The sequence below is a fragment of the Leptolyngbya sp. PCC 6406 genome (assembly GCF_000332095.2).
In the GTDB taxonomy this organism is placed as follows: Bacteria; Cyanobacteriota; Cyanobacteriia; order Phormidesmidales; family Phormidesmidaceae; genus PCC-6406.
Map to the genome: position 1 here is coordinate 4,007,391 of NZ_KI913949.1, position 16,627 is coordinate 4,024,017.

The 16,627-nt window shown below is 56.3% G+C and carries 9 protein-coding genes; 8 read left to right on the top strand and 1 reads right to left on the bottom strand.

Going from position 1 to position 16,627, the window contains the following annotated elements; all coding sequences use genetic code 11:
• Positions 1–257: 257 nt before the first annotated feature.
• The 8 genes from LEP6406_RS28730 to LEP6406_RS0217810 all read left to right on the top strand — a co-directional run bounded on the left by LEP6406_RS28730 (position 258) and on the right by LEP6406_RS0217810 (position 14,747).
• A complete protein-coding gene (locus LEP6406_RS28730) occupies positions 258–3,140 on the top strand; it encodes a GUN4 domain-containing protein (RefSeq protein ID WP_008317783.1) in 2,883 nt (960 codons plus the stop codon).
• A gap of 171 nt (positions 3,141–3,311) precedes the next feature.
• On the top strand, positions 3,312–4,631 hold the full coding sequence (locus tag LEP6406_RS0217780) for a P-loop NTPase fold protein (protein WP_008317787.1): 1,320 nt from the start codon (positions 3,312–3,314) through the stop codon (positions 4,629–4,631).
• A gap of 452 nt (positions 4,632–5,083) precedes the next feature.
• Positions 5,084–7,972 (top strand): ATP-binding protein, encoded by a 2,889-nt coding sequence (locus LEP6406_RS0217785; protein WP_008317790.1) that lies wholly within the window; start codon positions 5,084–5,086, stop codon positions 7,970–7,972.
• A gap of 290 nt (positions 7,973–8,262) precedes the next feature.
• On the top strand, positions 8,263–10,107 hold the full coding sequence (locus tag LEP6406_RS0217790; RefSeq protein ID WP_008317793.1) for an NAD(P)H-quinone oxidoreductase subunit F: 1,845 nt from the start codon (positions 8,263–8,265) through the stop codon (positions 10,105–10,107).
• 243 nt (positions 10,108–10,350) lie between these two features.
• Positions 10,351–11,868 (top strand): NADH-quinone oxidoreductase subunit M, encoded by a 1,518-nt coding sequence (locus LEP6406_RS0217795; RefSeq protein WP_008317797.1) that lies wholly within the window; start codon positions 10,351–10,353, stop codon positions 11,866–11,868.
• 260 nt (positions 11,869–12,128) lie between these two features.
• On the top strand, positions 12,129–13,409 hold the full coding sequence (locus LEP6406_RS0217800) for a CO2 hydration protein (RefSeq protein ID WP_008317801.1): 1,281 nt from the start codon (positions 12,129–12,131) through the stop codon (positions 13,407–13,409).
• A 95-nt stretch (positions 13,410–13,504) separates the two neighbouring features.
• On the top strand, positions 13,505–14,284 hold the full coding sequence (locus LEP6406_RS0217805; RefSeq protein WP_008317804.1) for a uracil-DNA glycosylase family protein: 780 nt from the start codon (positions 13,505–13,507) through the stop codon (positions 14,282–14,284).
• 61 nt (positions 14,285–14,345) lie between these two features.
• Positions 14,346–14,747, top strand: a complete 402-nt coding sequence (locus LEP6406_RS0217810; protein WP_008317806.1) for a fasciclin domain-containing protein — start codon at positions 14,346–14,348, stop codon at positions 14,745–14,747.
• Between the two features lie 306 nt (positions 14,748–15,053).
• Here LEP6406_RS0217810 and kaiC read toward each other — a convergent pair whose 3' ends face one another.
• Positions 15,054–16,616, bottom strand: coding sequence for a circadian clock protein KaiC (kaiC, locus tag LEP6406_RS0217815; protein ID WP_008317809.1), 1,563 nt, complete (start codon positions 16,614–16,616; stop codon positions 15,054–15,056).
• Between the last annotated feature and the right edge of the window lie 11 nt (positions 16,617–16,627).

The window sequence follows — 16,627 nt, forward strand, 5'->3', positions numbered from 1 at the left end:
AAGTCGAAGGATGGTTGCCCTTGTTGCTGGGTGACCGGTATTGGGGTGTAGGGTAGGGGCGCGGTTTCCGCGCCCAGTGCAGAATGTGTCTGTAGGGGCAGGTTTGGCTCGTATTGACTGGGGAATCCGGGATGGGAGGCTCAAAACCCGCCCTGCCTAGTTGCCGGGTGACTGCAAAATCCATCTATCACTCGGTGTTCTGTGTAATTGCCTAGGAGGGATGGGAATACCAAGGGAGAGGTTTTAGCTCCGAGGTTATGTCTCCAACGCCGCCTTCTGGTTTCTCCGCCCAGCTCACTGATGTCCTGATCAAGGTTCTGATTACGGGTAGCGGGGGATCGGCGATCTATTTTCTATACGTCAATGAATTGCCCAAGGCCGCGATCGCGGCCCTAATCGCTGCGGGCGCTTCCCTACTCACCGCCTTTGGCGAGGGGCTGATGGGGCAACTTAAGGGGGGGATGCAACGGCGAGGGGCGGCCCTAGGGGCAGCGACGGATCAGGCGGTAGAGGGGGCAATGGCCCGCACCTGGGCCAAGCTTTCGGGGGTGCATAAGCAATATCATCGTGCCCTCCAGTCCCATTGCTACGCCCTAGAGGTGGAGGGGTTCCAAGACCTGCCAGGGCTGGCCCTAGAGGATGTCTTTGTGCCGCTACGGGTGGAATCGGACCAAAACCTCTGGAGGGCGGTGGATGGTCCCCAGGAAATCTGGCGATTTTTGCCCCGTCGCGATCAAGCTATCGAGACCTATCCCTACCGCCGCATTGTGATCTTGGCGGCTCCCGGCTATGGCAAGACGACCCTGCTGCGCCATTTGACCCTCACCTTTGTCACCCAGCCTCCGGAGTCGGTGCGGGCGCTGATGCCCATCTTGTTGCGGTTGCGGGAAACCTACCCACTGATGCGACGACCCCAGGATGATCCTGGTAGCGATCGCCCCATGCACCTGCCGGAACTGGTGGTGCGCCATCTGCGCACCCAGGCAGAGTTTAGCCCCTACGCCTCCTTGGCAGAGGCGGATGCCTGGTTTACGGATCAGCTTCAGGGAGGGCACTGTTTAGTGATGCTGGATGGGTTGGATGAGGTGCCCAGCCTACTGCGGCCTGAGGTGCGGCTATGGGTGGATCAACAGATGAAACGCTATCCCCGCACCCAGTTCATTCTCACCTCACGCCCCCATGGCTTTGAGCTCCAGCCCGATGATCCCAGCCCTGCGATCGCAGTGGATCTCAAACTGCGGGTTCTGGACTTTACGCCCAACCAAAAGCAAGCCTTTGTGGAGAAGTGGTACCACACGGTCTTTTGGCGGATGAAGTGGGAGCGATTGTGGCAGGACAGTCTGCGCCGACCGGAGCCGGAACAATTGACCGAGGCCCAGGCGCGCCTCAAGAGTACTCAAGAGGCCCAGGATAGTGCAGCGGATCTGGTGCGGCAAGTCGTCAACAGCCCCTCTCTGAATGATCTGGCCCGTAATCCGCTCCTGATCACCATGATCGCCTCCACCCACCGGGCTAAGACCGTATTGCCCAAACGCCGGGTGGAACTTTACGACAAGATTTTTGACCTGTTGCTGGGCACTCGCCCCTATGCCAAACGCACCACCCTGACTCTGACGGCGTCGGAATGTCGGGCGGTGCTCCAGGCTCTAGCTTGGCACTTGGCCATGGAAGAGATTACTCAGTTTTCCCCGGCCCAGGGGGAGATCTGGATTGCCGAACCCCTAAAACGATGTCTGAAGGAACGGGAGTTGAGCCCTGCCCAGTTTTGGCGAGAGATGACGGAGGTAGCGGGGCTGCTGGTGGAAAAGGAACTGGGTCGCTACGAGTTTGCCCATCAGACCTTTCAGGAATATCTGGCGGCGAAGTATCTGCGGGAATGCGGTCCGGAGGGGGAGGCATTTTTACTGGAGAAGCTAGACCGCGATCGCTGGCAGGAGATCGTGCGTTTCTATGCTGCCCTAGGGGATGCCACCGCCATTATCAACGCCTTGTTGACCGCTGAGGTGACGGAATACAGTCTGCTGCTGGCCCGTCGCTGTATGGAGGAGGGGCGTGAAATCGATCAGGCCGCCCTAGCCCGTCTCCAGAAGTTGGTGGAAACCTTTACCATTCAAGCCCTGGATCCTATTCAAGGCGCTAATAATCCGGTATTGACCAAGCTGCGAGCTGATCTGCGGCTGCAACAACGTTTCAGTACTCTGACGCCCCTGACGGAGAGTAGCGCGATGGTCTCCGACCGACTAAAGGCCATCTCGCCCACCTTTATCACCTGGGGCGAGTATGAGCTGTTTCTCCAGGCCCAGGATACAGGCCAGTTCCACTCCGAGGCAAAGCGGCTGCGCTGCCCTGAGGGCGAGGAAAGTCAGCCCGTCCAAGGCAGTTCCTGGGAGGATGCCCGCTGGTTTTGTGCTTGGCTCAGCACCCAGGCTAGCCTGCAAAAGGAAGGTCGAGTCTTTAGCTATCGGCTGCCGACGGGGGCAGAACTTCGCGACATTGATTTCTATTCCTCAATGCTGAGGGACAGTGACGATGAAAGCGCGATCGTCGCCCTTAGTACGAACTTCTACGATCTCCCCCGGCCCTGGACGGAGCGCCCCACCCCCCCTGGCAATGCCATCTTGGTGGTGCGGGAGGAACTACCGCGTCACTATGAACCCCTGGTGAACTACCTGGCTAATTGCCGCTGGGCACAGGCGGATCGGGAAACCGAGGCATTGATGATAGCAATGGCCCCTAGGGGGCAGTCTTTGACTATGACGGAACGGCAGAAGCTAGGTCCCCTACGGGTGGAGGACATTCGGGGGTTTCCCTGCGAAGACCTGCGGATACTGGATCAACTCTGGGTGCAGTTTAGTGGTGGTCATTTCGGCTTTAGTGTACAGCGGCAGATCTATGTGGAAATGGGCAACGCCCTTATGGAGAATCAGTGTGATCTGCGAAAGTGGCATCAGTTTTGTGAGGCGACGGGCTGGCGGCTGAATGGCACCGTCCGGCAGTATGCCGATTTTGAATTTAGTCTGGCGGCTCCCTGGGGCCATCTTCCTGGTCACCTTTGGTCAGGAGCATCCCAAGATCAGGGAATTGCAGCGGGAACCCTGGGCAGTTTTCTCTTTTCCCGCGCTAGGGCTTGCGGGCTCTAGGATTTTCCGCGACTGGGTAGGACAGATTTTGAGCCTCCCATTCTGGATTTCCCAGTCAATACGAGCCAAACCCGCCCCTACGGCGACATTCTGCATTGGGCGCGGAAACCGCGCCCCTACTCCAACACCCCATCTCCTATACCATAAAAATCATTCCCCCCAACTCCCGTCATGGCCTTAGATGTTAGCCAGTTCTACAAAGCCACCAACCCCAGTCGTCCCCTCCAAGACGATCGCTATTACATCAATTTTTCCTCGGTGCGGGGGGGCGACATTGTGGAGGAGCTGGCCCGTACCATTACGCGCCTGTCGCCGGATGAGCCCACGACCCAACTATTGACAGGGCACATTGGTTCCGGCAAGTCTACGGAGCTGTTGCGTCTGAAGAAGGTACTGGAGGCGGCGGGGTACCACGTGGTCTATTTCGAGTCTGACCGGGACTTGGAAATGTCGGATGTGGAGGTGACGGACATTTTGCTGGTGATTGCCCGTCAGGTGGCCGTTAGCCTGGAAATGACGGGGGTGACGATGCGCCCCCCCTATTTTCAGCGGCTGTTTCAGAGCATTGCCGATACCCTGCGAATGCCGGTGGAAATCTCTAATGTCAGTTTGTCGGTGGGGATCGCCACAATTACGACCCAGTCCAAGGACAGTGCGGACCTGCGGAGTCAACTGCACCAATATTTGGAGCCCCGTACCCGCAACATTCTGGATGCCATCAATGGGGAACTGCTGGAACCCGCGATCGCCCATCTCAAACAACTGGGAAAAGCCGGGTTAGTGGTGATTGTGGATAACCTAGACCGGGTTTCCAGCAGCCGCAAACTGGGGGACCGGCCCCAGCCGGAATATCTGTTTGTGGATCGGGGGGATCAGCTTAAGCGCTTGGGCTGTCACCTGCTGTATACCATTCCCCTATCCCTGGCCTTTTCCGATGATTTGCCCCTGTTGACCAATCGCTTTGGCGTCAGCCCCTCGGTGTTGACGATGGTGCCCGTCATCGATCTAGAGGGCAACTGTCAACCGGAGAGCTTAGCCAAGCTACGGCAGATGGTGCTAGCGCGGGCCTTTCCTGATTTGGGAGAGCGCGATCGCATTTCCCATTTAGAGGAAGTCTTTGACCATAGCGATACCCTGGACCGCCTCTGCACCATTAGCGGTGGCCACATGCGAAACCTCGTGCGCTACCTCTATAGCTGCCTCCGCAAGCACGATCCCCCCCTGGGGCGCGATACCCTAGAGCGCGTCATCCGCGATGAACGCAATGATTTACTCGGACTGGTGAACGCCGAGGAATGGCAACAACTTTTCCGCGCCGTCAAGGCCCGCACCCTGCAAGGAGACAGCGACTACAACAGCTTGCTCCGCAGCCTGTTTCTCTACGAATACCGCGACAACCGGGGGCGCTGGGTCGATATCAATCCCGTTTTGGCGGAGACGGATACTTTTCGGGAATGGCGGGCGGGGGAGGGGGAGGGAGTGATGGGGTGATGGGGTGATGGGGTGATGGGGTGTTGGCGTTGGCGTTGGCGTTGGCGAAGCCACTCCCTGGGAGTTAGCCTGCCCGGAGGGCTTAGGGGTGATGGGGTGGAGGTGAGAGAGTTTTGAGTTTTGAATTGAATTTCCCGTAGGGGCGCGGTTTCCGCGCCCAATGTAGGATGCCGCCGTAGGGGCGTGGTGCCCGCACCTGATGCAGGATGCCGCCGTGGGGGCGCGGTGCCTGCGCCCTTACGGAAAACTCGGGACTCTCCCACCCCAAAGCCCTCGGGGCAGGTTATGCCTTTCTTGCTTGAATGCCGTTAGGCCATCTGCCCCTAAGCCCTGATGCCTTCGGCATCGCCACACGAACGGGCAGGCTACACCTTTCTTGAATACCGTTAGGTATCACCCCGCCTTCCTCTTCCCCTCTGCATTGGGCGCGGAAACCGCGCCCCTATCCCATCATGGGTCACGCGGCAACAAGGGCAACCACTACGGGAAATTTAATTCAAAACTCAAAACTTCAAATTCCTGTCACCCCCTACCCCAAAGCCCTCCGGGCAGGCTCCGCCAACACCCCCCTACTCCATCACCCCATCTCCCCACCCCCCATGCCCTCCTACCCCAACGACACGGACCTACTGCGCCATAACCAGAACAGCCTGGAGGAACTGCGGACGGTGTTGCGGCGGGAGGCGGGGGAGTTTTCCTTAACTCTGGCGGCCTGCAATTACCATCGTCTGCGGCAGGTGGTGATTGAGGACTTTCAACTGCGATCGCGGATTACAGTTGTACGGCTTCCGGCGCGAGTACCGGGGTTGTTAGCGGCGATTCAGACCCAGATCGGCAATAGCGTTCCCCCGGCACTCATGGTGACGGGGTTGGAGGCGGTGGAGGACTTACTGGCTCTGCTGAAGGGGGCCAATCTGTCACGGGATGAACTGCGCAAGCGACTGTCCTGTCCGGTGGTGCTCTGGATGAATGAGATCGTTCGCCAGCATTTTGTCCGCCATGCGCCGGATTTACGGAGCTTTAGTCCCTCTGCGATCGCATTTACCCTCCCGCCAGCAGCCCTGATCCATTCCCTAGAGCAGGGCACCAGCCAGTTGTTTCTCAACATTTTGGAATACGAGGGCGATCGCGACCTAGCAGGCACCACCACCATTCGTCTGCGGGGCAGCCCCCTGCTCCGCAGTGAACTGGAGTTTGCTCTGCAAGATCTGAAGGTGACGGGTTGGCAACCAGACCCCGATTTAGCCGCCAGTCTGGACTTTCTACGGGGGCGAGAAGCCCATAGTCGCCTAGAGATGGAGACCGCCCGCACCCATTACCAAGCCAGTTTGAGCTATTGGCAAGCTCCGGCAGTGCAGACCCGTTGGCCCCAGCCAGCCCCCACGGCTCTAGATCGGGAAGCAGTGCTGCTGCTGCACCTGGGGTTGTGGTGGCGCAGTTATGGGGTGGTGCAGCGGGCAGCCTATTCCCAAGCGTTACGGCAGGCCCGCCAATATTTCACCGCCTGTCTTGCCATTTTTCGTGAGGAGGATCAAACAGAGCGACTGGCGCGGTTCATTCACGTCCTGGCAGAGGTTCTACAAAAGCAGCGAGACTGGGAGGCTCTGGAGAGTCTGGCGGTGGAGGGCACAACGCTGCATCAGGAAACCCGCGATCTCATCCGACTGGCCAGAGATCACGGCTTCCTAGCGGAGGTGGCGCTGATTAAGGAGGACTGGCTGACGGCCCAAAATGAAGCAGCCCAAGCCCTTACGCTACTGGAGCAGGCCACCCAGGCAGCAGGGCAGGCCCCAGAAGACCGCACCCTCTCCCGAGCCGTACAGATTGCCGATCGCTTTCAGCGGGGATGGTATCGCTTTTTGCTAGGTCAGGCCCAGATCTATTTGAAGGATCCCAAAGCTGCGATCGCATATTTAGAAGCAGCTCGCTGGGAAACAGACCCCGAGGTAGACCTGACCCTCCACCGTCAGGTATTAGAAGCCCTGATTCACCACCATTTTGATCAGGGGGACTACTGGGAAGCCTTTGATGTTAAGCAGGAACTCCGCCAAGTGGAGTATCGCTATAATCTGCGAGCCTTCATTGGGGCGGGGGCAGTGCAACCCCACTCTCGCCCAGCGACGCCCAAGGATCGGTCCCCAAGAGCCATCCCCCCCGCCCTAGAAGGAACCCCAGAGATTGTCGCGGCGGAAATTCGGGCATCGGGGCGACTAGAGGATGTACAAGCCCTAGTCAACCGCCTAGAGGATCAACAACGCCAGTTGATCGTCCTCCACGGCCCATCGGGGGTGGGCAAAAGCTCAGTCCTCAACGCAGGGCTTCTGCCAGCCCTACGGACCCTCTATCCCCAAGGGCGTACCACTGTCCCGATTCTGGTGCAAACCTATAGTAGTTGGCAGCAAGCCATCGCTCGGGAACTAGAGAAAGCCTTAGTGCCTTGGGAACCGGAACCCCCAGCCACCGTGACTGCGTTATTGACTGGAGGACCACCACCGCCACCACTCCAGGGGACCGCACTGCGAGCACGGCTCCAGGCAGGACTAGATAAAAACTGCTTTTTTGTGCTGATTTTCGATCAGTTTGAGGAGTTTTTCTTTGAGGAAAAAGGACCGGAGGAACGGCGCAAGTTTTACGAATTTCTCCAATACTGCATCGATCAACCCTGGATCAAAGTCGTGCTGGCCCTACGAGAGGATTACCTCCACCATCTGCTGGAGGCGGAGCGGGTGATCAATCAGGTCAGCCCCATGGGGGATGTGGACTTGCTCAGCCGCTCGGTGCGCTATGCCTTGGGTAATTTCTCCTTGGCGGCGGCGGAAGCCGTAATTCGTCGCCTAACGGAAGCAGCCCAATATCCTCTAGAGGAGGCGCTAATCCATCGCTTGGTAGAGGATCTGGCCGCGCCTCTCGGAGAAGTGCGCCCCATTGAGCTCCAGGTAGTCGGATCCCAACTTCAGCGCCAGGAAATTGAAACCCTGGCCCAGTATGAGCATCTGGGAGAATTGCCCAAGGAAACCCTGGTACAAAGATTCCTCTCCTATGTTGTTCATGACTGTGGTCCCCCCCATGAGCGACTAGCCTGGGCGGTGCTCTACCTACTCACCGATGAAGACCGAGATCAACGCCTCTATCGCCCTCTGCGCACCAGGGAAGACCTAGAGTATGAGCTAGCGCTATTGAAAATCCCCTTTGAGGCCGCCCAACTCGACATGGTGCTGTCGATCTTAGTGGGGTCGGGGCTGGTGTTTGAGGTTCCGGAGGAACCGGAAGATCGCTATCAGCTTGTCCATGACTATTTAGTCAGCTACGTGCGCCAGGTCCAGACCCCCGAATGGACATGAACGATTTCGCTCAGCCCTTGATCACTGAAGCTTGAGCGAAGTCGCAAATTATCCACACGCCCTATTTAGGGGCCGACTTATCAAAGATTTTTATCAATTCAAAATGGAATATTGATTGCCTAAACTCTATTTGCATCTTGCTTCTGGGGGGATTGGGGCGCTAAAGTTAAGCTTGTATAGATTTAAGTCAATCGAAAAAGCTTTGTCATAGACTCATGCCCGAAGTCCATTTGGGATCTGGGTTCTACAGTCTTGTGCCTTGGATTTAGTCCTCCTTTTCCCGGTCCGTCATGATTACCGAAACCAGTTGGCTGATTCCCCTCTATCCCCTGATCGGAGCCCTGTTGACCATTCCCTGGTCCCCTGGTCTGATCCGACGCACCGGGCCGCGTCCCGCTGGGTACATCAATATCGCCACTACGCTGATGGCCTTTATCCATAGCTTACTGGCTTTCCATGCTCTCTGGAACCGCCATTCCTCCCCCCAGTTTTTCTTCGCTCCTTGGCTCCAGGTGGCGGATCTGAACCTGACCATTCCCTTGGAGGTGTCTGCCATCACCCTGGGGGCGGTGATTTTGATTACGGGGCTGAATTTGCTGGCCCAGGTTTATGCCATCGGGTACCTGGAAATGGACTGGGGTTGGGGGCGGTTCTTTGCCTTCATGGCCCTATTCGAGGCGGGGATGTGTGCCCTAGTGTTGTGCAACTCTTTGTTCTTTGCCTATGTGCTGCTGGAAATTCTCACCCTGGGCACCTATCTGCTGGTGGGCTTTTGGTTTAATCAATCCTTGGTGGTGACGGGGGCGCGGGATGCTTTTTTGACCAAGCGGGTGGGGGATTTGATCCTGCTGATGGCGGTGCTGGCTATTTACCCCCTGGCCCATACCTGGGATTTTCGTGAGTTGGCAGCCTGGGCGCAAACTGCTGAGGTGGAGCCCACGGCCATGGCCTTGATTGCCCTGGGACTGGTGGCGGGGCCGATGAGTAAGTGTGCTCAGTTTCCCCTACACCTGTGGCTGGATGAAGCCATGGAAGGGCCGCTGCCCAGTACGATCCTGCGCAATGGGGTCGTGGTGGCGACGGGGGCCTGGATACTGGTGAAGTTGGAGCCGGTGCTGGCCCTGTCTCCAGTGGCAACAACGGGGGCGATCGTTATTGGAGCGGTCACGGCTCTAGGGGCGACCTTAATTGCGATCGCGCAGATTGATGCCAAGCGGGTGCTGTCCTATCTTTCCAGTGCCTACATGGGTTTGGTCTTCATCGCGGTCGGGGCACATCAACCGGAAGCAGCCCTGTTGCTGGTGCTCACCTATGCCCTGGCCATGGCGGCATTGGTTATGGGAACTGGTTCCATCATCCTGTCGGTGATTACCCAGGACTTGACCCAGATGGGGGGCCTGGGGAGTCGTCGCCCCATTACCGGGTTAACGATACTTGTGGGGACATTTGGTCTGGTGGCCCTGCCGCCCCTGGGGGGATTTTGGGCGCTGTTGCAACTGATGACGGGACTTTGGACTGACCACTATGGGGGCTTGGTGGTCATCGTCTTGGCTGTGAACGGCTTAACCGCCTTTAGCTTGGCGCGGTTGTTTGGCCTTATGTTCGCAGGAACCCCCAACCAGATGACCACCCGCGCCCCAGAGCCGATTTGGTTGATGGTGATGCCGATGATGGTGATGGTGGGCTTGACCCTGCACCTGCCCTTGTTGTTGCAAACCCTGGGGTTATTACCCGCCTGGGCCGAGCTGAATGGAGATCTTGCCTTGGCCTTGACCTGGGTCAGTCTTTCTGGCTTTGGCATAGGCGCGCTGCTTTACATTGGCCGCTGGGGCGATCGCCCTGACGCAATTGTGCCCTTAAGGCTCCGCAATCTGCTGGCATTCGATTTCTACACCCCCCGCCTCTATCGCCTCAGCGTAGTGCTAGGGGTTGATAGCCTCTCCCGGATTGCCGATTGGCTGGATCGCTATCTGGTAGATGGCCTAGTCAATCTGGTGGGGGTGGCCTCGTTGGTCAGTGGTGAAGCCCTGAAATATAACAACAGCGGTCGCTTCCAGTTCTATATGTTGACGATTTCCCTCTGTGTAGTTGCGATCGCGTTGTTCATGACCTGGCAATACTTGCCAGGACTGTGATAGTCGTTGTCCCCTGCCACGTCCTGCATCGGGCACAGAAACCGCTCCAGATCAATATCGATCACCCGGCACTGGGTAGGGCGGGTTTTGAGCCTCCCATTTGGGATTTCCCAGTAGACACGAGCTAAACCCGCCCCTACGGTGATCACCCCCTCACCCCAATACCCCTAAGCCCTTCGGGCAGGCTTCGCCCACACCCCAATACCCCATCACCCCATCACCCACACACCCCCACTCCCTACCATGCTCACCCTCCTCATCACCCTCCCCATCCTCGGCGCGATCGCACTGGCCTGTTGGCCGGGATGCTCAGCACAGCAAGCAAAATCCGTCGCCTTGGCGGTATCTGGTATAGCCCTGCTATGGACCCTGTGGCTGTTCACCCAGTTTGACCTGGGAGTAGCGGGAGTACAGATGCGGGAGTTTCTGCTTTGGGTACCCCAGTTGGGATTGCACTATGACCTAGGGCTAGATGGCCTGTCCCTGTTGATGGTGGCCTTGAATAGTTTTCTCACCTGGATCGCCCTGTGGACTAGCCCTGCGGATATAGAGCGGCCCCGGCTGTTCTATAGCCTGATGTTGCTAGTGAGCGGCGGCGTAGCCGGAGCGTTTCTAGCCCAGAACTTGCTCTTGTTTTTCCTGCTCTATGAAATTGAGTTGGTGCCCCTCTACTTATTAGTGGCGATTTGGGGCGGGGAAAAACGCAGCTACGCAGCGACCAAGTTTTTGCTCTACACCGCCCTGTCGGGGGCGTTGATGTTGGCGGGCTTCCTGGCCACGGTGCTCTTGACCCAAGGGCTAGATTTTAGCTATGTCAGTGGCTTAGGGCAGTCTCTCCCCCTAGTCACCCAGGCAATTTTATTGCTGATTTTGGGGGTAGCCTTTGGCATCAAGATTCCCCTGGTGCCCTTCCATACCTGGTTACCGGACACCTACAGCGCCGCCTCTACGCCAGTGGCGATCTTGCTGGGGGGAGTGCTAGCAAAGTTGGGTACCTATGGTCTGTTCCGCTTTGGCTTGGGGCTGTTCCCGGACGGCTGGAGTTTGCTCGCGCCCTACCTGGCGACTTGGGCCGCCCTCAGTGTGCTCTATGGAGCGGTGACGGCGATCGCCCAAAAAGACATCAAGCGCATGGTGGCCTACAGTTCCATCGGTCACATGGGCTATGTGTTGCTAGGGGGCGCGGCTCTGACGGATTTGTCCCTAACCGGAGCGGTGTCCCAGATGGTCTCCCACGGGTTGATTTTGGCCATCCTATTCCACCTAGTAGGACTGGTCGAAGCCAAGGTGGGCACCCGCGATCTGGAGGTGCTGAATGGCTTGATGAACCCAGTGCGGGGCTTACCCCTAACCAGTGCCCTGCTGGTGCTGGGAGGCATGGCCAGTGCCGGTATCCCTGGCCTGGTAGGCTTTGTCACGGAATTCCTAGTGTTCCAAGGCAGTTACGCCACCTACCCCATCCCCACCCTGCTGGCGGTGGTGGGCACAGGGTTGACGGCAGTGTACTTCGTGATTTTGCTCAACCGTACTTGTTTTGGCAAGCTGGATAATGCGATCGCATACTTTCCTAAGGTCACTTTCGGGGAACGCTTCCCAGCCCTAGTGCTGGCAGCGCTGATTCTGTTCCTAGGGATTCAACCCAACTGGCTAGTGCGCTGGGGAGAACCCACCGCCAGCGCCCTGGTAGCCCTAATGACTCCATCCGAGCCCCCCGTTCAGATGGCATTGCAGCCACCCGGCGACAGGCAGGGCGGGTTTTGAGCCTCCCATTCCGGATTCCCCAGTAGATCCGAGCCAAACCCGCCCCTACGCCACCACCCTGCATTGGGCGCGGAAACCGCGCCCCTACCCCATCACCTCTAAGGCATTGCCCACCGTTCCCTACTGCCCGCACCTGGATTGGTGGGCATTGCCCACCCTACGGCCAATCCCCTAATACCCCAATCCCCTAATACCCCAATCCCCTAATACCCCAATCCCCTAATACCCCCACCCCCCTACCCCATCACCCCCCTACTCCCATGCCCCTCACCCAAACCCCACCCTCAACCCATCCCCACGCCGATGTCATCCATCGCCTAGAGGCGGGCGGTTCCATGCTGCCCGATACGCCGGAAAATCTGATGCAGATCATCGGGATCTACAAGGCTTACGCGGTACCGATGGACTTCTACTGGCGAGATTTGCTGTACATCGCCGAGCGAGTGTTTCTGAATCCCCTGCCCGCTTTCAAATACTTTCTGCCCCAGGAATATCTGGATCTGCACAACCACTATGCGGGGGAGACGGCGGACCTGCGGATCTGGCGCGGTGAAGCCACGGCCCATCCTGAGTTACTGGAATTTATGGAGCAGGGTGAGGTCAAGCGCAAGCTCCCTAAGTTGCTCCACCACCTCTGGCACGATCGCGTCAATATGGAGTTCGCCGAAGCCTGTATGCGGGCCATGCTGTGGCACCAGGACATGGGCGGACGGTTCAATGACTTCCTCTATACGGATGAGTACAAGGCAAACTGCGATCGCGCCATCAACGCCTACTTTAAGCGCAACCCCTTGATGCTAGGGCTGCACAAACTGTTCCCCGACATGTTCTACGAAAAATGTCGGGAACTGTCCTACTACGCCAACCTAGGACTGTTCTGGGAAGTCATGGCCCCGGTCTTTTTTGAAATGTCCGACATCTACGACGAAGGCGGCTTCCAAGGAGTCCCCGATGCCATGAATTTCCTGGTAAATGGCATCTTCGCCGTGGCCGGAAGACCCATTTACCACCATGTCTACATCGGCGACGAATGCTTTGAACTGATTCCCAAATCCTGTGGCTTCACCTGGCTCTACGAAGCCGCCCTACCCTACGTGGAAGCAGTGTTTTATCGCACCGCTCCCTTCCGGGGGACAAAATCCTACAACGCCCAAGCGGGTCAAGTCCCCCAAGATCAAAAGGATTTCCACTACGGCATCCTCTATGCCGATGTTTTCCCCGTCGGTAGCGCCGGGATTCCCCCCACCCTGCTGATGCAGGATATGCTCCACTTTTTGCCCCCCTACTTGCAGGACTACTACCAGCAACACTGTCGCGGCGAAGACGACATGCTGATCCAATTGGGGATCACCTTCCAGCGCTCCATGTACAACGTCACCTCAGCGGTGATCCAAGCCCTACGCACCGCCCTCCTCTACCCCCTGGATGATCCCAACCCAGATCATCGCCAAGCTAACCGCCAATTCTTCGAGGCTCAAATGGATCGCTTCCTCCGCCCTGAAGCCCGCCTTCGCGACATCCAGCGCCAGGAGTATCGGTAGAAAAGTCGTCAAACAGGGACATACAGAGAGGGCACTGCTACATTTGTAGAGTTAAGCTTTGCTCTCTCTGTTACAGTTCATTATCCAGCAAAATAATGACTTTCTTAGACTCTCCTTTGCTATTTTCTAAATTCAAATCTCATGAATTTAATGAGTTATGTGACTTGCTATGCACAGTCTTTGAGATGTCCCGAACAGAAATAACCGAAGTTTATGATAACATTCGTTCTACATTCGATGAACCTGGCTGGCCGCCTCATCATATCAGACGAAGTATATTCAAAAGTGGAGATGAATCTTTTCAGGAAACTTATGCAAAATCACCAGTTATAGCGGTTGACTTACCCAGCTCTTTCGAGTTAGACAATGGTAGTCAAGAGAAGCAAACAATAGTTATCATTGCTCAAGATTCCAAAAGTGATAGAAACTCACAAGAAATACCCATTGGAACTCCCTTTGGGCTACATCATAAAGGTTCTAGGGAAGTCCTGGGCACAACAAAATTTTATTATGAGATGATTGCTGTCTTGATGCAAATGGACTACAGAGTTTACCTCACTGACATATTCAAAGTCTGGGTTTGCGATCCAGGTCGACCCTACAATCGGATTAAGCTGCCTCTGACAGATCAGAATCGGTTCTTTAAGGCTTTAGAGGCGGAGCTTCCCATAATCAATCCATCTGTAGTTATTACTTGGGGTAGAGATGCCAGTTTCGCAATGCATAAAGTTAAATATGATATTAAGCATTTGGCCTTTCCTCATCCAGGCGGGGCAGCAGGTGGAGCATGGGCCAAGTTGCTTGGCGATTCTCCAACAAGAGTTAATAAGTTGGCTTACTGGAAGTCGGCTATTTCTCAAGCTCTTCACCATTAGTTAATAAGAATTTATTTCTCACAGTTTTTTATTCGCCAAGTTTCATAACTCCAAATCTCCCATGCCTACTATTGTCGATATCGCTGTCAACACCGAAGGCTTTTCCACTCTGGTTGCTGCTGTCCAGGCCGCTGGTCTCGTAGAAGCTCTGCAAAGTCCCGGTCCCTTTACGGTCTTTGCCCCCAATGATGCCGCCTTCGCCAAATTGCCGCCGGGGACGGTGCAAACCCTGGTGCAGAATCCGCCCCAGCTAGCCCGGATCCTCAAATTTCACGTCGCCAGCGGCAAATATACCCAAGCGGACTTGGTAGCCCTAGGCCAAGTGGAGTCCTTGGAGGGGGCAACGATTCCCATCCGCCAGGGAGATACCTTTGAGGTCAAAAATGCCACCGTCCTCGCCGCTGACATCGAAGCAGAAAACGGCATCATCCATGTCCTGGATACGGTGATATTGATGGGTTAAACGAAGTCCGCGCTAGGTTACGGGACAGATTTATGCCGTCGAATACTAGTACACCCAGGCTCACTATTCTGTTGCGCCAGCCCAACACTTTCCGGTCCCCTCTCCCCTTGGGAGAGGGCTAGGGTGAGGGGCCGAGGTGTGCCACTATGGAACGGTCAGGGTATTTACGCCACGAAGTACTAGGTGCTGTGGACAATCAAAGCCAGATTACTTGTTATGGGACGGTTACACCCCCTATCTTGATGCCGTAGTGCGGGCGTGGTCATGCTTACCCCGCCAGAGTTCCTTGTTAATTGTCCACACGCCCTAGAGGCGGGAATCCTCATTGCTCTGAACACCCTGGACAATCCGCGATAGCTCACTCTTCTCATCCACCGAGGTCCGGGTGGGGGAGCCGCTAATGATGCGTTCCAAGTTGCGGAAGGAACTGCGAATATCAGGCCCATCACCTGTGATGGTGTATTCGCGAATGCCCTTGTCGTGCCAAGAGCCCCGCATCTTAAAGACATTGATAGCACGGGACATCTCCCCCCGCACCTCCACATACTGGAGCATCAAAATAGTGTCCGTAATGGTGGAAATATGGGATTCCGTGATGGAATGGAGCCCCATGAACTGCTCCGTTGTGTTGGTGAAAAACCCCGTGATTTCCTCCTGTTTCGCATAGCCCGTCACCCCAATCACAAACTGGCGGAAAGAGGTATTGCTCACCCCCCGATCTAGAGCAGAGAGGGAATCAATGGCAATCCGAGCAGGCTTGAACTGGGAAATTTCTGACTTAATAATTTGCAGATGATCCTCCAAACCCGCCGACTCTGGATAGGCACAGAGAATCTTCAAGAGTCCCCTCTCCTCTAAATCCTCAAAGTCAATCCCCCAAGACGTAGCATTTCGCAGCAGTTGTGCCCGAGACTCCTCATAGGCAAACAGCATCACCCGTTCCCCATTGGCGCAGCCATTTTCCAGAAACTTGCTCACCAGCAGGGTTTTGCCCGTTCCTGTTGCCCCGGTGGCCAAGATAATAGAGTCGCGAAAGAAACCGCCCCCGCACATCTCGTCGAGGGTCTTTACCCCCGAAGACACTCGTACATTGGAGGATCTCTGGGTGAGGCGCATGGCACCAAGGGGGAAGATATTGATACCTTCGTTAGTGATGGTGAAGGGATATTCTCCCTTCATGTGGGTGGTGCCCCGCAGTTTGAGGATTTCCACCGTGCGGCGGCGACGCTCCCCCTCTAGGGCATTGCGTAGGATGACTACATTGTCCGAAACAAATTCCTCTACCCCGTAGCGAGCTACTGGACCGTATTCGTCTACACGCTCCGTAGTCATTAGGGTCGTGACCTTCATTAGCTTCAGGCGAGCTGCTAGACGAAAGATCTCTCGCCGCACCACGGTCGCCGCATCATACTGCTGAAATACCGCCGTCACAGAGTCAATAGACACCCGCTGGGCTTTATATTTGCGAATAGCGTATTGGATCCGTTCGATCAGGGCGGATAGATCGAAGTTTCCCACTACATCCTGCCCCTCTGGGTCTGGGGAGGCGTCAAGGATAAAAAGTTTGCCCTCGTCCATTAGCTTTTGTAAGTCCCAGCCAAAGCTGAAGGCGTTTTTGATAATGTCTTCGGGGGATTCCTCAAAGGTGACTAAGATTCCTGGTTCATCAAAGTGAACAATGCCGTGATACAGAAACTGAACCCCCAGCAGCGTTTTACCCGTTCCTGAGGTGCCGCTCACCAGGGTGGTGCGGCCAATGGGGAGCCCCCCATGACTAATATCGTCGAACCCCTCGATCAGGGTGCGGATTTTAGTCACGCCCGTGGGGGCTAGGGGGCTAGAGGAGTCATTTAAAGCTACTTGAGTCATGGAAACTAAAA